The following is a 22,603-nucleotide window of genomic DNA, read 5'->3' as shown; positions in this document are numbered from 1 at the left end:
GTCCACCCATCGGGCAAACGATTGGACACATACGCCCGGGTCACCCGCATGATGGAAGGGTCCCGGCCGTATGGGCACACACAGGCACGTCACGCAGAGGAGTCCCCGTGAAGGTAGGAATCGTCGGAGCCACCGGCCAGGTCGGCACGGTCATGCGCAGGATTCTCGCCGAGCGGGAGTTCCCCCTGGACGAGCTGCGACTGTTCGCCTCGGCCCGCTCCGCGGGGACGGTCCTGGACGGCGTGACGGTGGAGGACGCGGCCACGGCCGACTACTCCGGCCTGGACATCGTGCTGTTCTCCGCGGGCGGCGCGACCTCGAAGGCGCTGGCCGAGAAGGTCGCCTCGCAGGGCGCCGTCGTGATCGACAACTCCTCGGCCTGGCGCAAGGACCCCGAGGTGCCCCTGGTGGTCTCCGAGGTCAACCCGCACGCCGTCGCGGACCGCCCCAAGGGCATCATCGCCAACCCGAACTGCACCACGATGGCCGCGATGCCGGTCCTCAGGCCGCTGCACGACGAGGCCGGCCTCGAGGCGCTGGTCGTCGCCACCTACCAGGCGGTCTCCGGCTCGGGCGTCGCGGGCGTCGCCGAACTGCACGGCCAGGCGCAGAAGGTGATCGCCGACGCCGACAAGCTCACCCACGACGGCGAGGCCCTGGACTTCCCCGAGCCGGGCGTCTACAAGCGGCCCATCGCCTTCAACGTCCTGCCCCTCGCGGGCTCGATCGTGGACGACGGCCTGAACGAGACCGACGAGGAGCAGAAGCTCCGCAACGAGTCCCGCAAGATCCTGGAGATCCCGGGCCTGAAGGTCTCCGGCACCTGTGTGCGCGTCCCGGTCTTCTCCGGCCACTCGCTCCAGGTCAACGCCCGCTTCGCCCGCCCGATCAGCGCGGAGCGCGCCACCGAGCTGCTCGCCGGCGCCCCCGGCGTGGTGCTCAGCGACATCCCGACCCCGCTCCAGGCCGCCGGCAAGGACCCGTCGTTCGTCGGCCGCATCCGCCGGGACGAGACCGTCGAGCACGGTCTCGCCCTGTTCATCTCCAACGACAACCTCCGCAAGGGCGCCGCGCTGAACGCGGTGCAGATCGCGGAGCTGGTGGCGGCCGAGCTGAAGGCCGCCCGGGCCCAGTAGGCGCCTCAGGGCCTGCGCACCTCGTAGAGGAAGCAGCCGTACTCGACGGCCCGGACGTGGACCAGTGCCACGGCCGGGTCGTCGAACGCTTTCCGCAGGGCGTCCTCGAAGCCGGTCTCCACCAGCAGTCCGCCCAGGATGCGGCCGTCGGCGGAGTAGCGGCGCAGCACCCGGCGGGCCTGGGTGAAGGGCAGGCTCCCGCCCTCGAAACCCGGGCACTCCCCGGCGTGCACGAAGACCGGGCCCTGCTCGTCGTACGCGCCCGGGTCCACGCCCGTCGCCGCCGCCCAGCGCCGCAGCGGGGCGTACGCGACCAGCGCGATCCGCTCCCCCGGCCGGCTCCTGCGCAGACAGCAGCGCAGCGGGGCGCCGCCCTCCTCGTCCGTGAACGGAGACGTCCGGCGTCCAGAGTCGTCGACGTGGCGCAGCTCCTTCAGGACCGGTGCCTCGACGGGTCGTGCGATGTAGGTCGTCATGCGCCCAGACTCGCCCCGCCGCGCCCCCCGCACCGGCGGAATCCGGACATCACGCTCCCGCCCGCGTCCCCGCCCGCGTCCCCGGCCGCGGGGTGCCCCGCCCGGCAGAGGGTTTCCCCTCGCCTCGCCCGAGGCGGGCCTCAGCCAGCCCGGATCGGCTCATGCGCATGGAAGGATGACCGGACCGACACATACGAGGTGACCGAGGAGATGACCGCGTGCCTGGCACAAACCTGACTCGCGAAGAGGCGCAGCAGCGGGCGGAGCTGCTCACCGTTGACTCGTACGAGATCGATCTCGACCTCTCCGGCGCGCAGGAGGGCGGCACCTACCGGTCCGTGACCACGGTGCGCTTCGACGTGGCCCGCGGGGGCACGGAGTCCTTCATCGACCTGGTGGCGCCGGCCGTCCACGAGGTGACCCTGAACGGCGACGCGCTCGACGCGGCCGAGGTCTTCGCCGACTCCCGGATCGCGCTGCCCGGCCTTCTCGAGGGCCGCAACATCCTGCGCGTGGTCGCGGACTGCGCGTACACCAACACCGGTGAGGGCCTGCACCGGTTCGTCGACCCGGTCGACGACCAGGCCTACCTGTACACCCAGTTCGAGGTGCCGGACGCCCGGCGGGTGTTCGCGTCGTTCGAGCAGCCCGACCTGAAGGCGACCTTCCAGTTCACCGTGAAGGCGCCCGAGGGCTGGACGGTCGTGTCGAACTCGCCGACCCCGGAGCCCAAGGACAACGTCTGGGTCTTCGAGCCGACCCCGCGGATCTCGACGTACATCACGGCCCTGATCGTGGGCCCGTACCACTCCGTGCACAGTGTGTACGAGAAGGACGGCCGGTCGGTGCCGCTCGGCATCTACTGCCGGCCGTCGCTGGCCGAGTACCTGGACTCGGACGCCGTCTTCGAGGTGACCCGGCAGGGCTTCGAGTGGTTCCAGGAGAAGTTCGACTACGACTACCCGTTCGCGAAGTACGACCAGCTGTTCGTGCCGGAGTTCAACGCGGGCGCGATGGAGAACGCGGGCGCGGTGACCATCCGCGACCAGTACGTGTTCCGCTCCAAGGTGACCGACGCGTCGTACGAGCTGCGCGCGGAGACCATCCTGCACGAGCTGGCCCACATGTGGTTCGGCGACCTGGTCACCATGGAGTGGTGGAACGACCTTTGGCTGAACGAGTCGTTCGCCACCTACACCTCCATCGCCTGCCAGGCGTACCACCCCGCCTCGAAGTGGCCGCACTCGTGGACCACGTTCGCGAACTCGATGAAGACCTGGGCGTACCGGCAGGACCAGCTGCCCTCCACGCACCCGATCATGGCCGAGATCCGTGACCTGGACGACGTCCTGGTCAACTTCGACGGCATCACCTACGCCAAGGGTGCCTCGGTCCTCAAGCAGCTCGTCGCCTACGTCGGCATGGACGAGTTCTTCACGGGCGTCCAGGCGTACTTCAAGCGTCACGCGTTCGGCAACACCCGCCTCAGCGACCTGCTCAGCGCGCTGGAGGAGACCTCCGGCCGCGATCTGAAGACCTGGTCGAAGAAGTGGCTGGAGACGGCCGGGATCAACGTCCTGCGCCCGGAGATCACCACCGACGCCGACGGGGTGATCACCTCCTTCGGCATCCGCCAGCAGGCCCCGGCGCTCCCGGCCGGAGCCCAGGGCGAGCCGGTGCTGCGCCCGCACCGCATCGCGGTCGGCCTGTACGACCTGACCGAGGCCGGCAAGCTGGTGCGCACCGACCGCGTCGAGCTGGACGTGGACGGCGAGCTGACGCACGTCGAGGCCCTGGTGGGCCGCCGCCGCCCGACCGTGGTGCTGCTCAACGACGACGACCTGTCCTACGCCAAGGTCCGCCTCGACGAGGAGTCGCTGGCCTTCGTCACCGAGCACCTCGGCGACTTCGAGGCGTCCCTGCCGCGCGCCCTGTGCTGGGCGTCCGCGTGGGACATGACCCGCGACGCCGAGCTGGCCACCCGGGACTACCTGTCGCTGGTGCTGTCCGGCATCGGCAAGGAGTCCGACATCGGTGTCGTGCAGTCGCTGCACCGCCAGGTGAAGCTGGCCGTCGACCTGTACGCCGACCCGGCCGCCCGCGAGGCGCTGCTGACCCGGTGGACGGACGCCACGCTGGCGCACCTGCGCGCGGCCGAGCCGGGCGGCGACCACCAGCTGGCGTGGGCGCGGGCCTTCGCGGCGACGGCCCGTACGCCGGAGCAGCTGGACCTGCTGGAGGGGCTGCTGGACGGCTCGCAGTCGGTCGAGGGCCTGGTCGTGGACACCGAGCTGCGCTGGGCGTTCGTCCAGCGGCTGGCGGCGGTCGGCCGGTTCGACGAGACGGAGATCGCGGGCGAGTACGAGCGCGACAGGACGGCCGCCGGTGAGCGGCACGCCGCGACCGCGCGGGCGGCGCGCCCGACCGAGGAGGCCAAGGCGGAGGCCTGGGCGTCGGTGGTGGACTCCGACAAGCTGCCCAACGCCCTTCAGGAGGCCGTGATCGTCGGCTTCGTGCAGACCGACCAGCGTGAGCTGCTGGCCGCCTACGCCGAGCGGTTCTTCGACTCGGTGAAGGGCGTGTGGGACTCCCGTTCGCACGAGATGGCCCAGCAGATCGCGGTCGGCCTCTACCCGTCGCTCCAGGTCTCGCAGGACACCCTGGACCGTACGGACGCCTGGCTGGCCTCCGCCGAGCCGGGCGCGGCCCTGCGCCGTCTGGTCTCGGAGTCGCGTTCGGGTGTCGAGCGGGCGCTGAAGGCTCAGGCCGCGGACGCCGCCGCGTCCGTCTGACGCACGCGGGACAGCAGCCGCCGAGGGGCGGGCGACCGACGTGGTCGCCCGCCCCTCGCGCATGTCCTCACGCATGTGCCCTCACGGCCGCTCGGCGCACACCCGGCGGCCGATGTCGAGCATCGTGCGCACATGCAGGCCCGTCTGGGCCGACACCGGCACCCAGCGGGGGCTGTAGGCCTTCTCGAGTTCCCGGCACCACTCGCGGACCAGGTCGCCGAGCGCCTCGGCGGTGCCGGGGTCGGTGCCGGCCAGGGCGCGGCGCATCATGGCCGCCGCGCGCAGCGGGATGCGGCGGGCGGCGATGCCGAGGGTGGCGTAGTGGCCCCGGGACCCGGAGCGTTCCTCCGCGGCCCAGGTGGCGGCGACCGAGGGCGCCACGTCGACCAGTTCCAGGGCGGCGTCCCGCAGCGGGGCCAGTTCCTCCGGCACGGCCCGGGTGTCCGCGCGCCCGTCCAGTACGGCGGCCAGTTCGCGGTTGCGGGCCAGCAGGAGCCCGCCGATCCCGGCGACGGCCCGCTCGGGGTCGGTGGCGGGGCGTGGGTCGGCGACCGCGGCGACGCCCCAGGCGGGTGCCTCGATCAGGGTGGTGAGGGTGCCGTGGCGGCGCGGGTACAGCCAGGTGCTCTCGGCGACGAAGCCGCTCGGGTCGCGCTCGCTGCCGGCCCGGCCGTCGGGCAGCAGCAGCAGGCCCGGCCGGTCCGGCCGCCAGTCGGGGCCGTCGCAGGGGTGGTCGTCCAGGGGCACGTCCAGCAGGGCGGCGCTGCGGCGGAAGGACTCTCCGGCGCCGGGCAGCGAGCGCGTCATCATCGCGAAGGCGCCGCCGAACTCGATGCCGTGCAGCGTGAACTGGGCGGCCGGGCGCAGCTCGTCGAGCAGCCGCACCAGGGTCGCCGACTCGGGCATCGGCGGACGGCTCTCGCCGAGCGCGGGCAGGGATTCGGGCTGCCGGGCGAACGCGGGCCGGTACAGCCGCAGATGGCACTCCTCCAGGGACGGCGCGGGCTCCTCGGGCTGCCAGCCCTCGTTCAGCCGGGCGCCGTCGGGGTCGAGGCAGAGCAGGAAGTGCCAGGCGCAGCCGAGCCGTCTCAGCAGCTGGGGCCGGCGCGCGAACACGGTGGCCAGGCGGAGCGCGGAGGCGCCGCCCACGGGCTCGTTGGCGTGCGCGCCCGCGACGGTGAGCATGTGCCGGTCGCCGTGGCCGGCGGTCAGCAGCCACAGGGGGCGGCCGGCGCGGCTCGCTCCGGCCGCCCGCAGGCTGATCGCCCCGGGCGCCGCGGCGGCCAGCGCGCGGGCCTGCCGCTCCAGGTCGACGACGGTGGGATACGACGAGGTCCGCACGCCGGGGCTCCGCTCAGGCACCCTGGGAGTTGCTGTCCCCCGTGGTCTCCTTCTTGTCCAGCGGGCGGATGACGATCTTCTCGGCCATGTGAGACTCCCCTCCATCAACGCGCGCACGACACAACGGACTTGGCTGAACAAAAGCCTCTACACGGGCTTCTTGCCAAGAGTCACGCGGGTGAACAACAGTGTCAAGGGCAGGTGTTCACGCCAGTCCGGCGCATACGACCACGGGGGTGGTGACCGCGTGACATCCGAGACGGCGTCCTTACGGCGGCCCCGCGTCAAACCCGAGCACCGGCCCTACCGCACCGTCGACGGCCATGTCCGGATCGGCGGTGTCGTGTTCGGCATCGGGGCGGAGATCGCCGATCCGCAAGGCTGGATCTGGCGGCTGATGGAGGTGATGGACGGCTCCCGGGACCCCTCCGGGGTGGTCGCCGAGGTGGTGGCCGGGCATCCGGGGGTGAGCGGGGACGACGTGCTCCGGGCGATGGCCGATCTGCAGGCGGCCGGGTTCGTGGAGGACGCGGCCGCGCCGGTGCCGGTGTCCGACCGCGAGCGCGAGCGCTACAGCCGGGGTGTGCCACTGCTGCGCTGGATGGACCTGGGGCCGCGGGCCAGCGCCTGGGACGCTCAACTGGCCCTCGGCCGGGCCCGGGTGCTGCTGCTCGGCGTGGGCGGCACCGGCGGGCACGCGGCGCAGTGTCTGGTCGCCTCCGGGGTGGGGCATGTGCACTGCGTCGACCCGGACGTGGTAGAGCTGTCCAACCTCAACCGGCAGCCGCTGTTCCGCGAGGCGGACATCGGCCGGCCCAAGGTGGACGCGGCGCTGGCCACCCTGCGGGCGCTGAACTCGGACGTGACGGTGACGGGCGAGCGCGCCGAGGTGCGCGGCCCGGACGGGCTGCGGGCGCTGCTCGGCCGGGCCCGTCCCGATCTGCTGGTGCTGGCCGCCGACCGCCCGGCCGATCTGCGCCGCTGGGCCAACCGGGGCTGTCTCGCGCTGGGCCTGCCCTGGGTGGACGCCGGCTATCGCGGCCCGCTGGTGACGGCCGGGGTGTACGCCCCCGGGCGGGGCGCCTGCTGGGAGTGTCTGCGCGAGGGCGAGGCGGCCCGGCGTGACCTCCGGCTGGCGCCGGGTCAGGACGAGGAGGTGGCCTCGCCGCGGATGCCCTGGAACCCGGCCACCGCGGTCACCGCGAGCCTGTCGGGGGCCCTGCTCGCCCATGCCGCGCTGGCCCTGCTGACCGGGGTGCCGGCGCTCGAGCCGGGCGTCCGCTTCGGCCTGAACCTGATGGTCCCCGGCGATCCGCTCGTACAGCGCCACCCCCGCCGCCCGGACTGTCCGGCCTGCGGCGGAGTGTGAGGAACGGAGAGGTGAGGTGCCCGTGTGAGCCGGGTCCGGCTGCATGAACTGGCCGCCCGGGCCGACGGGCCGGAGTGGATCGTGGGGCGCATGGCCACCGGCCGCTTCGTCGCCCTGCCCGAGTCCGGCAAGCGCGCCCTGGACCTGCTCGGCGAGGGGCTGGACAGCGAGGAGGCGGCGCGGCGGCTGCTGGCGGAGACCGGGCAGGACCTCGACGTGGCGGACTTCGTCGACGCGCTCCTCGGTCTCGGCTTCGTCGCCGAGCTGGACGGCCGCCCGGTGCCGGAGCCCGGCCCGCCGAGGCCGACGCTGGCCCGGCTGCGGCCCCGCCATGTGCGCTTCACGCTCAGCCCGGTCCTGCCCGTACTGGTCGTGCTGCTGATCGGCGCCGCCCTGCTGGCCCGGCCCGATGTCGCCCTCGGCTACCGCACGCTGCTGTGGAGCGGCCACGGCAGCCTGGTCGTCGTGTTCGGGGCGGCCGCGGGCTGGGCGCTGCTGTTCCTCCACGAGTGCGCGCATCTGGTCACCGCGCGGGCGACCGGGGTACCGGCCCGGATGCGGCTGGGCACCCGGCTGCAGTTCCTGGTGATGCAGACCGACATCAGCGGCATCGAACTGGCCCCGCGCCGCCACCGTCTGACGGCGTATCTGGCGGGCGTCGTCACCAACCTCGCCGTCGCCGCGGCGGCCGCTCTCGCCGCGGGCGCGCTGCACGGCACCCCGCACCGGCTGCTGGCCGCCCTGACCGTCCTCGCGCTGCTGCCGCTGCCGTTCCAGCTGATGGTCTTCATGCGCACCGACGTCTACTTCGTCCTCCAGGACCTGCTGCGCTGCCGCGACCTGTACGGCGACGGCAGGGCCTACGCCCGCCACACCGCCCGGAGGCTGCTGGGCCGCGCGGGCACGGACCCCAGTCGCGCGCTCCCCGCGCACGAGCGCCGCGCGGTCCGGGTCTACGCCGTCGTCCTCGTCACCGGCACCGCGCTGTGCCTGGCCTTCCTCGCCACGGTGACCCTGCCCGCGGACATCACCCTGCTCGCCCGCGCGGCCGACGCGCTCACCCGCCCCGACGCCTCACCGGCGGAACGCCTGGACGCCACGGCGGTGGCCCTCGCGCTGGGCGGCGTGCACGTGCTGTGGGCCCGGACGTGGTGGCGGGGGAGACGGGCGGGGCGGGGGAAGTGACGGGGTCGAGAGCCTGAGCGGAGGCGGATCTACCGCCGCACCGCCGGACCCGTCACCTCCACAGATGCCTTCTCCCCCTTCCCTTCGGCGGACCTGAACGACCGGGTCTTCTCCGGCCCGCGGCCGGCGCCCAGCTGTCCCGCCACCGTCGCGCCGAACGCCAGCGTCATGCCCGCCAGTTGGACCGGGCTCAGCGTCTGGCCGAGCGCGGCCCAGCCGATGACCGCCGCGGTGAGCGGGGAGAGCGGACCGAGGAAGGTGACCTGGGTGGCGGAGAGCCGGCCGATACCGCGGAACCACAGCCAGTACGACACCGCCGTGTTGCCGAGCGCGAGGTAGACGTAGCCGCCGACCGCCGGGGCGTTCAGGACGGGCGGCGCGCCCTCGACCAGCAGGGCGAGCGGGGCGATCAGCAGACCGCCCGCGGTGAGCTGCCAGCCGGTCAGGGCGAGCGGGCCGACCCCCTCGGGGCGGCCCCATTTCTTGGTCAGCACGGTGCCCGTGGACATCGACGCGGTGGAGGCGACGGCCGCCAGCACCCCGACGAGGTCCAGCGCCCCGGCCGCCTTCAGCACGACCAGGCTGACCCCGAACGCCGCCGCGATCCCGGCGAGCACCGAGCGCAGCGTGGCCCGCTGCCCCAGCAGCAGCGCCGACAGCCCGACCACGAACAGCGGGCCCGCCGAGCCCACCACCGCGGCCATACCGCCGGGCAGCCGATACGCCGACAGGAACAGCAGCGGGAAGAACGCCCCGATGTTCAGCGCGCCCAGCACCGCCGACTTCCACCACCAGGCGCCGCGCGGCAGCACCCGGGCGAGGGCCAGCAGGAGCAGCCCGGCGGGCAGCGCCCGCATCAGCCCGGTGAACAGCGGCCGGTCGGCCGGGAGGAACTCGGTGGTGACGGCGTAGGTGGTGCCCCAGGAGACCGGGGCGAGGGCGGTGAGCAGGACGGTCGCGGACCGCTTCATGGCCGGGCCTTTCGCGAAGTCGGGAGGGCGGGGGGCGGGGGGCGGGAGGAGGCGTGGGGGCGGGCCACCGGGGTCAGGCCGCCGCGTTGGCGGGCCTGGCGGTCGCGGCGGGCGGGACGGCCTGGGCGGACTCCGCGGACTCCGCGGACTCCGCGGACTCGGCGCCGTCGCCGGACTGGGCGCCGTCGCCGGACTCGGCGCCGCGGGCGACGGTGACCGGCAGGGGACGTACCGCCTCGGCGGGCAGCCGGTGCTCGACACGGAGCAGCAGGGCGGCCGCGACGGCGGAGGTGACGATGAGGACGGCCCAGGGCGCGCGGCCGTCGAGGGCGAGCAGTCCGGTGAACAGGGAGGGCGCGACGGCCTTCGCCAGTGACCAGGACATCTGGTAGGCCGCCATGTACCGGCCGCGCACGGCCTCGGGCGCCGCGGAGACGGCCAGCACCTCGGCGGCCGGGCTGTGGATCAGCTCGCCGACGGTGTAGAGGACGACGACGGCGATCAGGGCGCCGCCCAGCACGGTGTCGTTCTGCGGCCGGAGCGTGCCGAGCACGATCTGCGCGGCGAACGCGGCGGCGAACAGCGCCCCGCCCAGCGCAGCGGCCCGGGTGCGCCGGGCCCCGGCCCGCCGGACGCGGGAGCCGACGTACACCCCGGCGACCGCGCACAGCACGGTGTTGACGGTGAAGGCGGAGCCGGTCAGAACGGCCGGCCCGGCCAGCCACTGCACGATGAACAGCGGGAACAGCACCGACAGCGCGGAGTAGCTGAGCGCGTTGAGGAAGTTGGCGCCGGTGACGACCAGGAAGGGCCGGTCGGCGAGGACGAGCCGGTATCCGGCCCCGGCCCGGCGCGCGGGGCCCGGCTCGGCGGACCGCACCGGCTTCAGCGGGCGCACCAGCAGCGCGGCCAGCGCGAAGGACAGGGCGTTGCCCCAGGCGGCGTAGGTGTAGCCGGCCGGTCCGGCGAGGGCGAGGACCAGGGTGGCGAGCAGGGCGCCGGCGCCGTTGCCGCCGTTCTGGAGGGCGCGGGTGGCCGCCTGGAGGCGGTCACGGCCCTCACCGCGGGCCACCTCGGCGATCAGCGTCTGGTTCACCGCGGGGAAGGCCCGGTCGGCGGCCGCCGTGACCAGGGCGACCGCGGCGAAGGCGGCGAGCGACTGGGCGAAGGGGTAGAGCGCGAAGCCGACGACCCGGACGCCGTACAGCACGTACAGCACCCGCTTGGCGCCGTACCGGTCGATCGCGGTGCCGGCCACCGGCAGGGCGCCGAGTCCGGCGAGCCCGGTCACCGTGAGGACCACGCCCACGACGGCGAAGGACAGCCCGGTGACGTAGTGGAAGAACACCAGCGTGAACGGGACGTACATGCCCATGCCCACGCCGTTGACGGCGGCTGCGACGGGCAGCGCCCACTCCCCCGGTACGCGCTGGTCCTTCTGACGCATGGCGGCCCCCCTGCTGTTTCCGGTTTCCCTCCGGTGGGGCGGCTCGCCGGGAACGGGCGATGACCCACCAGGAAGTGACTTGATAGAAAGTAGCTTAGCGCTAAGCAACTTTCCGTCAAGCCACTTTCTTGCGGCCGACCGAACGGAAGCGGATACTCCTGCCATGAACCCGAACCCCGAGCCCCGGGACCGCCAGGGCGGTCAGGCCGGTCAGGCCGGTCAGGAGCGTCCGGACGCGGTCGACGCGATCATCGGCCAGTGGGCGGACGTGCGGCCCGACCTCGACACCCTGCCGATGGAGGTCTTCGGCCGGATCTACCGGCTCGCCCGCGCGATGGGCGACCGGATGGAGCGCACGTACGGCCGGTTCGGGATCTCCCGCGGCGAGTTCGACGTCCTCGCGACCCTGCGCCGCGCCGGCGAGCCGTACACCCTCTCCCCGCGCCAGCTGTCCTCCACCCTCATGCTCACCACCGGCGGCATGACCGGCCGGCTGGACAAGCTGGAACGGGCGGGCCTGCTGCGCCGCTCCCCCGACCCGCACGACCGCCGCGGCCTCCACGTCACCCTCACCGACGAGGGCCTCGCCCTCATCGACGAGGCGGTCGGCGCCGGGGTCGCCGTCCAGACCGACGGCCTGTCCGAGCTCACCGAGGAGCAGTCCGGACAACTGGCCGACCTGCTGCGCAAGTTGCTCGCGGGCACGTCCGAGCCGGGCCGCTGAGGCCGCGCGAGCGGGAGGGGAGATCATGGCGGACTGGGAGATACGGCAGGCCACGGCGGCAGACGTCGAGGCGGTGGCGGAACTGCGGGCCGTCGTCATGCGGCCGGACCTGGAACGGCTCGGACGCTACGACGACCGACGCGTCCGGCAGCGCCTGCGCGACGCGTTCGAGCCCGCGCACACCTGGGTGATCGAGGTGGCCGGCGCCTTCGCGGGCTGCGTCGCCCTGCGCCCCGCCGACGACGCCCACTGGCTGGAGCACTTCTACCTCGACCCCGCCCTGCACGGCCGGGGCGTCGGCACGTCCGTCCTGGCCGCCCTGCTGGAACGCTGCGACACCGACGGCGTCCGGGTCCGGCTGAACGTCCTCAACGGCAGTGCCGCCCGTCGGCTCTACGGGCGGCACGGTTTCGTGGTGGAGAGCGAGGACCCGGTGGACGTCTTCATGGTCCGCGAGCCGGCGGGGGCGGCCGGAGGCTGATCCGGGCGGTCTGGCACCGGCCCGAGGCGGGCGGGGCCGGGGCAGGTCGGGGCGGGCCGGGGCAGGTCGGGCCGGGGCAGGTTGCGGGCTCACCCGACGTGGGCGGCGAGGGCGGCCTCGATCGCGGCGGGGGTGGCGTTCTCGGCGGCCCAGGCCACATAGCCGTCGGGGCGCACCAGCAGGGTCGTGCGCCGGTCGCTCGCCCAGCGGGCGGCGGTGAGGCGGTCCTCGCGTCCGGCGCCCGGCTCGTACGACCCCGGGGCGACCAGCACGAACCGCCCGCCGCGCAGGGCCTCGTACAGCCGGCCGCCGTCGGCGAGCGCGAGGTCCGGGACGCGGGTGCCGGTCAGCCGGTGGGCGCCCTTGGGGGCCGCGTAGCGGTAGCCGACGCCGGTGATCTGCCCGAGGGCCCTGCGGCGGGCCGGGGCGGCCGCGCCGAGGAGGGCGGTCAGCCCGGCGCGCAGGGCGAGGGTCCAGGGCCGCTTGGCCATGGCGAGCCGGACGATGCCGCCGCTGCTGCGCAGCACCGCCTTCCCGACGGGGTGGCGCTCGGCCTCGTAGGTGTCGAGGAGTTCGTCGCCCGCGCGCCCGGCGAGGACCTGGGCCAGCTTCCAGCTCAGGTTGGCCGCGTCCTGGAGGCCGGTGTTCATGCCCTGACCGCCGGCCGGGGTGTGCACATGGGCGGCGTCCCCGGCGAGGAAGACACGGCCGACGCGGTAGTGGGGAGCCTGGCGCTCGTCACTGTGGAAGCGGGACATCCAGCGGGGGTCGTGCATCCCGAAGTCCCGGCCGAGCGCGAGCCGGGTGATCTCCTCGACCTCCGCCAGCTCCAGCGGCTCGTGGTCGGGGACGTCGCGCCGGCGGTCCCAGCCGATGACGCGGTAGTAGCCGTCCCCGAAGGGCGCGATGAAGGCGAAGACGTCCCCGGCGGTGTTGACGGTGAGCAGCGTCTCGGGCTGCTCGGCCAGCCTGACGTCCGCGAGCACCACGGAACGGATCACCGAGTGCCCCGGGAACGGCAGCCCCACCGCCTCCCGCACCACGCTGCGCATCCCGTCCGTCCCGACGACGTACGCCGCCCGCAGCTCCCCCTCCCCCGCGGCCGTCCGCAGCCGCACGGTGACCCCGTCCGCGTCCTGCTCCAGCCCCGTCACCTCGGTCTCGAACCGGAAGTCGACCCCGGCCTCCTCCGCCCGCCGCCGCAACGACGTCTCGACCTCGTACTGCGGGATCACCAGCAGATGGTTGAACCGCGAGGGCAGCGTCGACAGGTCCAGCGTCAGCCGGCTGAACAGCCGCAGCCGCTCCAGCCGCTGCCCGGCCTCCTCCAGCTCGTCGGCGAGCCCGCGGGCGTCGAGCTGCTCCAGCGAACGGGCGTGCAGCGCGAACGCCCGCGACAGATTGCTGATCTTCTCGGGGCGCTTCTCCAGGAGGGTGACGGGGACGCCGGCGGTGGCCAGGTCACCGGCGAGCAGGAGGCCGGTGGGGCCGGAGCCGACGACGACCACGGCGGGGCGCGGGTGACGGGCGGGGCGGACAGGGCGGATGGGGCCAGTGGTTCCGGTGCCGGTCATAAGAGGCCTCCTGGATGCCTACGCCGGTTGGCCAACGTGCGTTGACCAACGCTTGTTGACAAAGGTAGGGAGTGGGGGCGGGGATTGTCAACGGGTGTTGGCAAACAGGCGTGGGCCGACGCGTCGGGCGGGGTGGCGCGCAGGGGCGGCAACGGGCATGGACCAACAGGCGCGGGCCAACGGGCCTGGGCCAACAGGCGTGGGCCAACAGGCGTGGGTCCGGACGCGCAGACAGCAGCAGACCGAGGCGGCCAGCAGCCGTGGGCCACCCAGCACACCCGCATCAACACCCGTAGGCCAACACTTGTAGACCCACACTCGTTGGCCTACGCTCGTTGACATGAACCACCGCACCGCACAGACACCCGACACCACCACGACCGGCGGCGGTAGCGGCGACCCCGCGCCCGCCCGCCGCTCCGACGCCACCCGCGCCGCGATCCTCGAAGCCGCGCGCGAACGCTTCGCGACGGACGGGTACGAGCGGGCCACCATCCGCGCCATCGCCCGCGACGCACGGATCGACCCCTCGATGGTGATGCGCTACTACGGCAACAAGGAGGGCCTGTTCGCGGCGGTCGTCTCGGTCGATCTACGGCTGCCCGACGTGGGCGCGCTGCCCCGGGAGGACGTCGGCCGGGCCCTGGTGACGCACTTCCTCGGCATGTGGGAGGAGAACGAGGTGCTCACCGCGCTGCTGCGGGTCGGTGCCACGAGCCAGGCGGGGGCGGAGCGGGTGCAGGGCGTGTTCCGCGACCAGTTGCTGCCCGTCGCGCGCGCGGTGTGCCCGGACGCCGAGCAGGTGCCCGCGAGGGCAGCCCTCTGCGCCACGCAGTTGCTGGGGCTGGCCCTCACCCGGTACGTCCTGCGGCTGCCGCCGGCCGTGGCGCTGCGGCCGGAGGAGGTCGTGGCGTGGCTGGCGCCGACGGTTCAGCGGTATCTGACGGCCGCGCATCCCTGAGCCGGGCCGGGTGAAACGCCGAGGGCGCCGCTCCCTGCCGTGTACGGCGGGAGCGGCGCCCTCGGGGAACAGCTTGGGTTCGGGCCGTCAGGCGCCGGCCTTGGCCTTGGGCTTGGTCACCCGGTACGAGGACCGGTCGAGGACCATCACCAGACCTGCGGTGACGGCGAACAGGGCGATCGGGGCGAGCACGAACAGACCCAGCGTCTCGATGACGCTCAGGCCCGTGCCGGGGTCGTCACCGTCGTCGCGGGTCAGCGCGAGGGCGGGGGACGACATGAGCAGCATCATCAGCGTCGTACCGGCGGCCAGGGCGCCGACGCGCAGGGCGTTCTTCTTGTCCACGGTGCAAAAGTAGCGAACGCCGGTCGGGGCCGCGCGCCCGGGGGTCCGTTATGGCGATACGGCACGTCAGCGGGGGTCGCTCGCGGGCGCCGGCGGGCCCGCCGCCCCGCCCCTTCCCGATCCCCGGCCGGCGGTCCTGCCACCAGCGGCCGCGCGACGGCCCGACGCCCGGCGCACGGCACCCGACACCCGGCCTTCAGGGGCCACCCTCCCGTGTCCCCTCCCGCAGCACCTCCGCCAGCGCCCGCAGCCTGGCGGACGACGTCAGTTCCTCCAGGGTGACCGGCCGGCCCTCGGCGTCGGCGACGGGCAGACGCCAGTTCGGGTACTCGTCCCAGGTGCCGGGGAGGTTCTGCGGGCGACGGTCGCCGACCGCGTCCGGGAGCCAGGCCCCGACGAGGCGGGCGGGCGTACGCAGCAGAAAGCGATGGACGGCGAGGACCTCGGCCACCTCCGCCGCCTCGGCCACGTCGGCCACGTCGGCCACGTCGGCCCCAGCCTCGCCCCCGGCCGCTCCGGACTCCGCGGCCCCACCAGAGGCCACAGCCACCCCCTCCGGCTCCCCCGCGGTGAAGCCCGCCCCGTCCAGCAGTCCCAGCCGGGTGAGAAGGGCCAGCCACTCGGCGGTGTCGGCGGCGGCCGTGGCGCGTTCCTCGGCGAGCGGACGGGTCAGCAGGCCCAGCCGGTCGCGGAGTTCGACATGCTCGCCGGTGAGCCGGGCCGCGGTGGGCGGGAGGTCGTGGGTGGTGGCCGTGGCCAGACAGTCCGGGCGCCAGGCCGCGGGCGGCAGCGGCAGGCCGTCCCCGTCCCAGTCGCGTTCGAACCACAGCACCGACGTCCCCAGCACCCCGCGCTCGCGCAGCGCCTCGCGGACGCCGGGCTCGACCGTGCCGAGGTCCTCCCCGATGACGATCGCGCCCGCCCGCGAGGCCTCCAGGACGAGCACGGCGAGCATGGCCTCGGCGTCGTGGCGGACGTAGGTACCGTCGGTGGGCGGCAGGCCCTGCGGGACCCACCAGAGCCGGAACAGCCCCATGACATGGTCGATGCGCAGGGCTCCGGCGCTGCGGAACAGGGCCTGGAGCAGGGCCCGGTAGGGCGCGTAACCGGACTCGGCGAGCCGGTCGGGGCGCCAGGGCGGCAGGCCCCAGTCCTGGCCGCGGGCGTTGAAGGCGTCGGGCGGGGCGCCGACCGACATCCCGGTGGCGAAGTGGTCCCGCCCGGCCCAGGCGTCGGCGCCGCCGGGGTGCACGCCGACGGCCAGGTCGTGGACGATCCCCACCGGCATCCCGGCCTCGCGCGCGGTGCGCTGCACGGCGACGAGCTGGCTGTCGGTGAGCCAGGCGAGCCAGGTGTGGAAGTCCACACGGTCCGTCAGTTCGGCCCGCGCGCGGGCGGTCCCGGCCGACCGGGGGTCCCGCAGCGGGTCGGGCCACTGCTCGACGTCGCCGCCGTACGCCTCGGCGAGCGCGTTCCAGGTGGCGTGGTCCTGAAGGGCGCTGCCGTGGGCGGCGAGGAAGTCGTCGTAGGCCGCGCGGCGTCCGGGGCCGAGCGGTACCGCGCGGACGAGTTCCAGTGCCTCGCGCTTGAGTTCCCATACGGCGTCCCGGTCGATGAGGGCGCCCTTGTCGAGCACGGACTCCCGGAGCCGGGCGGCGCGTTCGAGGAGTCCGGCGACGCGCTCACGGTCCTCGACGTGGGCGAACTCGGGGACGTTCTCCACGCGCAGATGCACGGGGTCGGGGAAGCGGCGGGAGGAGGGGCGGTAGGGCGAGGGGTCCGTGGGTGTGCCGGGCACCGCGGCGTGCAGCGGGTTGACCTGGACGAACCCGGCGCCGAGCACCCGGCCGGCCCAGGCGGCCAGTTCGCCGAGGTCCCCCAGGTCGCCCATGCCCCAGGAGCGGTGGGAGAGCAGGGAGTAGAGCTGGACGAGGAAGCCGTACGACCGCCCGGCCGGTGCGGGCAGCCGGGCGGGGGCCACGACGAGGTGGGCCTCGGCGGTGCGTCCGCCGGGCGCGGTCGCGGTCAGCCGGTGCACTCCGGGCGGCAGGCCCTCGACGGTGGTGCGGGTCGCACCCTGCTCGGTCTCGACGTGCAGCCGGGTCCCCGCGGGCAGTGCGCCGAGCGCGGCCGGCTCGGTCCCCTGCCAGGCCACGACGGTCGGCGGCAGCAGCCGTGCGCCGAGTTCCCGTTCGCGGGCGGTGAGGGCTGCGCGGATCGCCCCGGGCGTGCTCGCGTCGACGCCGAGGGCGGCCAGGACGCGGGTGACGGCGACGGGCGAGGCCGTGACAGTGCGGTCGGGGGCGGGGCGGTAGGACGTGGCGACGCCATACAGTTCGGCGAGGCGGGCCAGGTCCGCGGTCGGGGGCCGGTCCGGGCGGGGTGCGGTCATCTACGGCCTCGTCGTGTCGGCGTCCGGGGCGGCGAGCGGCGGCTCGCTGGTGAGGGGTTCGGCGTACGGCAGCGGGGGTTCGCTGGTCAGCGGGGTCTGGGCGTAGGCGCTCTCGGCGGAGCACACGCGCACGCACTCGGCGGTGGGCTCCGCCGGGCGTTTGGAGGGGGCGGGGATCAGCGGGCGGGTCGAGGCGGCCATGGTGGCTCCTTCGTCGGTGACGGGACGGCCGGACGGCCGGCACGGGACAACACAGCCCTACCCAGTGGGCACGGCGGCAGACGTATCGGAAGACGAATACCGCGTGTCGCCACAATCTCCGTCGACTCCGCGCCCAGACACGCAAGATTCTCCGGCGAGCCGCCGGGCCTCCTGTGGCGGCCCGCCGACCACGCGAGCCGCCTCCGGCGGCAACCCACCCGCGCCCTCCCGCCACGTGAATCACCGGCCTCCGGCAGCGCACCCATCCGCCGCGCGAAGATTCCCGCCGCCAACTATTCACTCAGTACATGTACTCGGTACATAATGATCGCCATGAGCACCCGCCACATCCTGCTCGGGCTGCTCGCCACGGGTCCCAGCCACGGCTACGACCTCAAGCGACGGCACGACGAACGCTTCCCGCAGGCCCGTCCGCTCGCCTACGGGCAGGTCTACACGACCCTTCAGCGCCTGGTCCGGGACGGCCTCGCCGAGGTCGACGGCACCGGCTCCGAGGGCGGACCGGAACGCACCCTGTACCGGGCCACCGAGGACGGCGCCCGCGAACTGACGCGCTGGGCGGCCGAGGTCACCCCGCCCGCGCCCTTCGTGGCCAACGAGATCTTCGCGAAGGTCGTCGTGTCGATCCTGACGGCCGGCGACCCCGAGACGTATCTGCGCGACCAGCGCGCCGCGCACATGGGCCGTATGCGCGAGCTCACGGCGGTGAAGACCGCCCCCGGCGCGGATCTGTCGACGGTCCTGTCGGCGGACTACGCCCTGACCCATCTCGACGCCGACCTGCGCTGGATGACGACGACCGGCGCCCGGCTCGCCCCCCTCACCGCGGAGGTAGACACGGTATGACCACCGACACGAGTCCGGACCCGCTGCTCACGGCGTCCGGCCTGGTCAAGACCCACGGCCGGACCACGGCCCTGCGCGGCGCCTCGGTCCGGCTCGCGGCCGGGGAGATCCTCGCCGTCACCGGGCCGAGCGGCAGCGGCAAGTCGACCCTGCTGCACTGCCTCGCGGGGATCGTCCGTCCCGACGGGGGCGAGGTGACGTACGGCGGTGAGCGCGTCGACCGGCTGCCCGAGGCCCGGCTGAGCGAGCTGCGGCGCACGGAGTTCGGGGTGGTGTTCCAGTTCGGGCAGCTGATCCCGGAGCTGACGGCGCTGGACAACGTGGCGCTGCCGCTGCTCCTGGCCGGCAGCGGCCGGAAAGCCGCGCGGACGGTGGCGGCGGAGTGGCTGGAGCGGTTCGGGGTGCGCGGCCAGGAGGAGCTGCGGCCCGGCGAGATGAGCGGCGGCCAGGCGCAGCGGGTGGCCCTCGCGCGCGCCCTGGTGACCGGCCCGAAGGTGGTCTTCGCCGACGAGCCGACCGGCGCGCTGGACTCGCTGGCCGGGGAGCAGGTGATGACGGCCCTCGCGCACACGGTCCGGGAGTCGGGCATCGCCGTCCTGCTGATCACGCACGACGCGCGGGTGGCGGCGTACGCCGACCGCGAGGTGGCGCTGCGGGACGGCGCGGTGGCGGAGGACTCGGAGGCACCGGCGGTGACGCGGTGAGGGCGGTGAGGGCGGTGGTGCACGGGACCAGGGCCGATCTGCGGCTCGCGCGGCTGCTGGTGAGCGGCTCGGACCGCCATGAGTGGTGGCGGATCGCGCTGACCTCGTTCGGGGCGCTGCTCGCGACCGGGTTCGCCCTGGCGGCGGCGGTGCTGGCCACGGTGGAGGGCCAGGTCCGGATGTCCGTGGGCAACGGCCTGTTCGACCAGCCCGGCGAGCGCTCCGGGGCGATCGTCGCGCTGCTGCTTCTGCTGGTGCCGGTGTTTGGCCTGCTCGGGCAGTGCGCGCGGATCGGTGCCGTGCACCGGGACCGGCGGCTGGCGGGGCTGCGGCTGGCCGGTGCCTCGCCCTGGCAGGTGCGGCGGATCGCGGCGGCGGAGACGGGGCTGGCGTGCGCGGTGGGCTCGGCGGTGGCCACCGTGTTCTCGGTGCTGTTCCTGCTGCGGGCCTGGGAGTCCGCGCCGGGCCTGGCATGGGCGGGCATCGCGCTGGTGGCGGTCGCGGTGCCGGTGGTGGGGGCGCTGGTGAGCGTGCTGGCGCTGCGCCGGGTGGTGGCTTCGCCGCTGGGCGAGGTGCGCCGGGTGCGGCGCCAGACCCGGCCGGGGCTGACGTTCCTGCTGGCGGTGTCGGCGTTCGGGGCCCTGGCGGTGGTCTCGCTGATCCGTACGGCCGACGGCCCGCAGCCGGGACCGGAGCGGCCGCTCACGATGCTGGCCGGGGTGGTCGTGGTCGGGGTGGGCGCGCTGTGGCTGGTGGGGGCGGCGTCCCGGCTGCTGGGCCGGCTGCTGGCGGCGCGCACCGGCGACGCCGCGGTGCTGATCGCGGCGGAGCGGCTGCGCGACGACCCCTGGGCGGCGGCCCGTACGCATGCGGCGGTGCTGCTGGTGACGGTCGTCGGTACGGGGTTCGTCGGGGTCAGGCGCGGGCTGCTGGACGATCTGGCGACGCACCGCGAGCAGCTGGCGGCGGACATGTCCTTCTACACGACAGGGCTGAACCTGACGGCGGCCGCGATCGGGGTGGCCCTGCTGATCGTGCTGGGCGCGCTGGCCGTGGGCACCGCGGAGTCCCTGTCCACGCGGCGCCGGGGCCTGGCCGCGCAGACCGCCGCCGGGGTGCCGCGGCGGGTGCTGGGCCGGGCCCTGCTGCTGGAGACCGCGCTGCCGCTGGCGCCCGCGCTGCTGCTGGCGGGGGCCGGGGGCCTGGCGATCGGCACCTGGTACTCGGCGCTCGTGCTGGCCGATACCTGGTCGGTGCCGTGGGAGGCGCTGCTGGTCCCGCTGGGCGTCTACGCCGTCTGTCTGTCGGCCGCGGCGACCTCGCTGCCGCTGCTGCGCCGCTCGGTCCGGCCGGGCGAGCTGCGCTACGTCTGAGTCCGTACGGCAGGGCAGGCCGCGCCAGGTCCGAGGCCCTCGCCGGGCACGGCCGTGAAGCAGTGCCGTGCCCGGAAGCGGGCAGCGCGAAGCGGGCTGCCGTGCCCGCGCCGCGCAGGCCGGATCACCCGTGGGACCGGGGTGGACGGGGGTCTCCCCGGTCCCCTACGGGGAATGCGAAGGCCCGGATCGTCAGGCTGAGATGCCGTCGATCCGGGCCAGAGCGTCGTCCGCGCCGAACGGCTGGAGATACGGCAGCCAGCGCGGGTCCCTATGGCCGGTGCCGATGATGCGCCAGGCCAGTCCGGTGGGCGGGGCGGGTTTGTGGCGCAGCCGCCAGCCGATCTCACCGAGGTGACGGTCGGCCTTCACGTGGTTGCAGCGGCGGCAGGACGCCACCACGTTGTCCCAGACGTGTTTGCCCCCGCGGCTGCGCGGGATGACGTGGTCGACGCTGGTTGCGACGCCACCGCAGTACATGCACCGGCCCCCGTCACGCGCGAACAGCGCCCGGCGGGTAAGAGGAACGGGCCCCCGATAGGGAACCCGGACGAATCGCTTGAGCCGGACCACGCTGGGTGCGGGGACTGTGACGGTTGCGCTGTGCAGAAAGGCGCCGGACTCCTCAAGGCATACGGCCTTGTTCTCCAGGACGAGGACGAGCGCGCGGCGGAGCGGTACGACGCCGAGGGGCTCGTACGACGCGTTGAGGACCAGGACATGCGGCACGGATGCCTCCTTGTACGCCGGCGGCGCGTGGCTCGCGCCGGGACGATCTGCAGTCAGTCTCCCCTCATGCCTGGTGAACGCGCCACCATGTCCCGGTAACGGGCTGGGAGTGTTTTCGACCACATCTCATTCATCCCCGGGATTACGAAGCCGTGATCCCCCCTGTTCATCCCCGGGTTCGTGTCTTTTCTCCCTCGAACACCGCAACGATCCACACACGATGCACCGATAGTGTGGTGAACCCGCCCTCCGGTGACCCTTTCGTGACCTTGAAATACTTGACCGCCGGCCGGGGGGCGGACCGCTGCACCTGGAGGTACCCGACGTGACGTCCCTGTCCGCCCTGCTCGCCGCCGCGAGCCCGTCCCCGTCGCCGTCGGAGACCGCGCCCGCGGTGCCGTCGATCCAGGACGCCCAGGAGAGCGCGACCCAGGCCGCGAGCTGGGTCGAGCAGAACTGGTCGACCTGGCTGGCGATCGGGCTGCGCGTCCTGCTGATCCTGGTGGTCGCGGCGGTGCTCAGGGTGTTCGTGCGGCGGGCGATCACCAAGCTGATCGACCGGATGAGCCGCACCGCGGAGTCGGTGGACGGGACCGCGATAGGCGGACTGCTGGTCAACGTGGAGCGCCGTCGGCAGCGGTCGCAGGCGATCGGCTCGGTGCTGCGGTCGGTGGCGAGCTTCCTGATCCTCGGCACGGCCGCGCTGATGATCCTGTCGACCTTCGACATCAACCTGGCCCCGCTGCTGGCCTCGGCGGGTGTCGCGGGTGTGGCGATCGGTTTCGGCGCGCGGAACCTGGTGACCGACTTCCTCTCCGGCGTCTTCATGATCCTCGAGGACCAGTACGGCGTGGGCGACCAGATCGACGCGGGGGTCGCCTCCGGCGAGGTCATCGAGGTGGGCCTGCGGGTGACGAAGCTGCGCGGCGACAACGGCGAGATCTGGTACGTCCGCAACGGCGAGGTCAAGCGGGTCGGCAACCTCTCCCAGGGCTGGGCGACGGCCGGTGTCGATGTCACGGTCCGGCCGAGCGAGGACCTGGACCGGGTGAAGACGGTGCTCACCGAGGCCGCCGACCGGATGAGCAAGGAGGAGCCCTGGAACGAGCTGCTGTGGGGCCCGGTGGAGGTCCTCGGCCTCGACAGCGTGCTGCTCGAATCCATGGTGGTGCGGGTCTCCGCCAAGACGATGCCCGGCAAGGCCCTGAAGATCGAGCGCGAGCTGCGCTGGCGGATCAAGCAGGCCCTGGACGCCGAGGGCATCCGTATCGTCGGCGGTCTGCCGGCCCAGCCCGCGGCCGCGTCGGAGGACGACCCGACGGCCGGCATGGCGGCCCCGTCGGTCTACGCCAACAGCTCGTCCCCGCAGTCGGCGGCGGCGTCCCCGCTGTCGCCCCCGAGCACCACGAAGTAGCCGCGAGGGCGGCCACCGGAGCGGAACGGTTCAGCACACTCGTTCGAGTGAAGAGACGGGGCATCGGACGCCGACCCGGCGTCGGGTGCCCCATCGTCACACCGGGGCACGCGACGCGGGC

Annotated in this window: 20 protein-coding genes; 11 read left to right on the top strand and 9 right to left on the bottom strand. The window is 74.1% G+C overall.

Annotation, left to right across the window (positions count from 1 at the left end):
- The first annotated feature begins 107 nt into the window (after window positions 1–107).
- Entirely contained in the window at window positions 108–1,136 is a 1,029-nt protein-coding gene (locus ACZ6SQ_RS10810; RefSeq protein WP_469559189.1) for an aspartate-semialdehyde dehydrogenase, read from the top strand.
- Between the two features lie 5 nt (window positions 1,137–1,141).
- Here ACZ6SQ_RS10810 and ACZ6SQ_RS10805 read toward each other — a convergent pair whose 3' ends face one another.
- Window positions 1,142–1,612 carry a DUF1203 domain-containing protein gene (locus ACZ6SQ_RS10805; protein ID WP_469559186.1) on the bottom strand — a complete coding sequence of 157 codons (471 nt, stop codon included), beginning with the start codon at window positions 1,610–1,612 and terminating at the stop codon, window positions 1,142–1,144.
- A gap of 218 nt (window positions 1,613–1,830) precedes the next feature.
- On the opposite strand from ACZ6SQ_RS10805, the gene pepN reads away from it, so the two are divergent.
- The gene (gene pepN, locus ACZ6SQ_RS10800; RefSeq protein WP_469559183.1) at window positions 1,831–4,404 is read left to right on the top strand and encodes an aminopeptidase N; all 2,574 of its coding nucleotides are present in this window, start codon (window positions 1,831–1,833) and stop codon (window positions 4,402–4,404) included.
- A gap of 81 nt (window positions 4,405–4,485) precedes the next feature.
- On the opposite strand, the gene ACZ6SQ_RS10795 is transcribed toward pepN, so the two are convergent.
- Window positions 4,486–5,745, bottom strand: coding sequence for a M14 family zinc carboxypeptidase (locus ACZ6SQ_RS10795; RefSeq protein WP_469559180.1), 1,260 nt, complete (start codon window positions 5,743–5,745; stop codon window positions 4,486–4,488).
- Between the two features lie 247 nt (window positions 5,746–5,992).
- On the opposite strand from ACZ6SQ_RS10795, the gene ACZ6SQ_RS10790 reads away from it, so the two are divergent.
- Both ACZ6SQ_RS10790 and ACZ6SQ_RS10785 read left to right on the top strand, forming a co-directional pair.
- Window positions 5,993–7,114: a HesA/MoeB/ThiF family protein gene (locus ACZ6SQ_RS10790; RefSeq protein ID WP_469559178.1), complete on the top strand. Its 1,122-nt coding sequence runs from the start codon at window positions 5,993–5,995 to the stop codon at window positions 7,112–7,114.
- A 24-nt stretch (window positions 7,115–7,138) separates the two neighbouring features.
- Window positions 7,139–8,299: a hypothetical protein gene (locus tag ACZ6SQ_RS10785; protein WP_469559176.1), complete on the top strand. Its 1,161-nt coding sequence runs from the start codon at window positions 7,139–7,141 to the stop codon at window positions 8,297–8,299.
- A gap of 29 nt (window positions 8,300–8,328) precedes the next feature.
- Here the strand turns inward: ACZ6SQ_RS10785 and ACZ6SQ_RS10780 are convergent, their stop codons facing one another.
- Window positions 8,329–9,270, bottom strand: a complete 942-nt coding sequence (locus ACZ6SQ_RS10780) for an EamA family transporter (RefSeq protein ID WP_469559172.1) — start codon at window positions 9,268–9,270, stop codon at window positions 8,329–8,331.
- A 73-nt stretch (window positions 9,271–9,343) separates the two neighbouring features.
- Window positions 9,344–10,717: an MFS transporter gene (locus tag ACZ6SQ_RS10775; protein WP_469559169.1), complete on the bottom strand. Its 1,374-nt coding sequence runs from the start codon at window positions 10,715–10,717 to the stop codon at window positions 9,344–9,346.
- A gap of 163 nt (window positions 10,718–10,880) precedes the next feature.
- On the opposite strand from ACZ6SQ_RS10775, the gene ACZ6SQ_RS10770 reads away from it, so the two are divergent.
- A complete protein-coding gene (locus ACZ6SQ_RS10770) occupies window positions 10,881–11,441 on the top strand; it encodes a MarR family winged helix-turn-helix transcriptional regulator (protein ID WP_469559166.1) in 561 nt (186 codons plus the stop codon).
- Between the two features lie 25 nt (window positions 11,442–11,466).
- Window positions 11,467–11,922, top strand: a complete 456-nt coding sequence (locus ACZ6SQ_RS10765) for a GNAT family N-acetyltransferase (RefSeq protein WP_469559164.1) — start codon at window positions 11,467–11,469, stop codon at window positions 11,920–11,922.
- Window positions 11,923–12,011: 89 nt separating this feature from the next.
- Here ACZ6SQ_RS10765 and ACZ6SQ_RS10760 read toward each other — a convergent pair whose 3' ends face one another.
- Window positions 12,012–13,496 carry an FAD-dependent monooxygenase gene (locus tag ACZ6SQ_RS10760; protein WP_469559161.1) on the bottom strand — a complete coding sequence of 495 codons (1,485 nt, stop codon included), beginning with the start codon at window positions 13,494–13,496 and terminating at the stop codon, window positions 12,012–12,014.
- A 340-nt stretch (window positions 13,497–13,836) separates the two neighbouring features.
- Between ACZ6SQ_RS10760 and ACZ6SQ_RS10755 the strand changes: the two genes are divergently transcribed.
- Entirely contained in the window at window positions 13,837–14,457 is a 621-nt protein-coding gene (locus ACZ6SQ_RS10755) for a TetR/AcrR family transcriptional regulator (RefSeq protein ID WP_469559158.1), read from the top strand.
- A gap of 87 nt (window positions 14,458–14,544) precedes the next feature.
- Here ACZ6SQ_RS10755 and ACZ6SQ_RS10750 read toward each other — a convergent pair whose 3' ends face one another.
- The 3 genes from ACZ6SQ_RS10750 to ACZ6SQ_RS10740 all read right to left on the bottom strand — a co-directional run bounded on the left by ACZ6SQ_RS10750 (window position 14,545) and on the right by ACZ6SQ_RS10740 (window position 17,395).
- Entirely contained in the window at window positions 14,545–14,802 is a 258-nt protein-coding gene (locus tag ACZ6SQ_RS10750) for a hypothetical protein (protein WP_386385487.1), read from the bottom strand.
- Between the two features lie 196 nt (window positions 14,803–14,998).
- A complete protein-coding gene (gene malQ, locus ACZ6SQ_RS10745; protein WP_469559155.1) occupies window positions 14,999–17,194 on the bottom strand; it encodes a 4-alpha-glucanotransferase in 2,196 nt (731 codons plus the stop codon).
- A complete protein-coding gene (locus ACZ6SQ_RS10740; RefSeq protein ID WP_386385483.1) occupies window positions 17,195–17,395 on the bottom strand; it encodes a hypothetical protein in 201 nt (66 codons plus the stop codon).
- Window positions 17,396–17,728: 333 nt separating this feature from the next.
- Here ACZ6SQ_RS10740 and ACZ6SQ_RS10735 point away from each other — a divergent pair, with 333 nt between their 5' ends.
- From ACZ6SQ_RS10735 to ACZ6SQ_RS10725, 3 genes are read left to right on the top strand one after another with little or no spacing between them, the layout of a single operon-like run.
- Entirely contained in the window at window positions 17,729–18,262 is a 534-nt protein-coding gene (locus tag ACZ6SQ_RS10735) for a PadR family transcriptional regulator (protein ID WP_469559152.1), read from the top strand.
- The gene (locus ACZ6SQ_RS10730) at window positions 18,259–18,966 is read left to right on the top strand and encodes an ABC transporter ATP-binding protein (RefSeq protein WP_469559150.1); all 708 of its coding nucleotides are present in this window, start codon (window positions 18,259–18,261) and stop codon (window positions 18,964–18,966) included. The genes ACZ6SQ_RS10735 and ACZ6SQ_RS10730 overlap by 4 nt, the downstream gene beginning before the upstream one ends.
- Before the next feature lie 17 nt (window positions 18,967–18,983).
- On the top strand, window positions 18,984–20,339 hold the full coding sequence (locus tag ACZ6SQ_RS10725; RefSeq protein ID WP_469559148.1) for an FtsX-like permease family protein: 1,356 nt from the start codon (window positions 18,984–18,986) through the stop codon (window positions 20,337–20,339).
- Window positions 20,340–20,531: 192 nt separating this feature from the next.
- On the opposite strand, the gene ACZ6SQ_RS10720 is transcribed toward ACZ6SQ_RS10725, so the two are convergent.
- Complete coding sequence (locus ACZ6SQ_RS10720; protein ID WP_469559146.1) at window positions 20,532–21,068, bottom strand: HNH endonuclease; 537 nt, start codon at window positions 21,066–21,068, stop codon at window positions 20,532–20,534.
- 325 nt (window positions 21,069–21,393) lie between these two features.
- Here ACZ6SQ_RS10720 and ACZ6SQ_RS10715 point away from each other — a divergent pair, with 325 nt between their 5' ends.
- Window positions 21,394–22,482, top strand: a complete 1,089-nt coding sequence (locus ACZ6SQ_RS10715) for a mechanosensitive ion channel family protein (RefSeq protein WP_469559143.1) — start codon at window positions 21,394–21,396, stop codon at window positions 22,480–22,482.
- The last annotated feature ends 121 nt before the right edge of the window (window positions 22,483–22,603 follow it).

The sequence above is a fragment of the Streptomyces sp. NPDC048600 genome (assembly GCF_055587025.1).
This window is presented reverse-complemented; position numbering and strand designations above follow the sequence as displayed.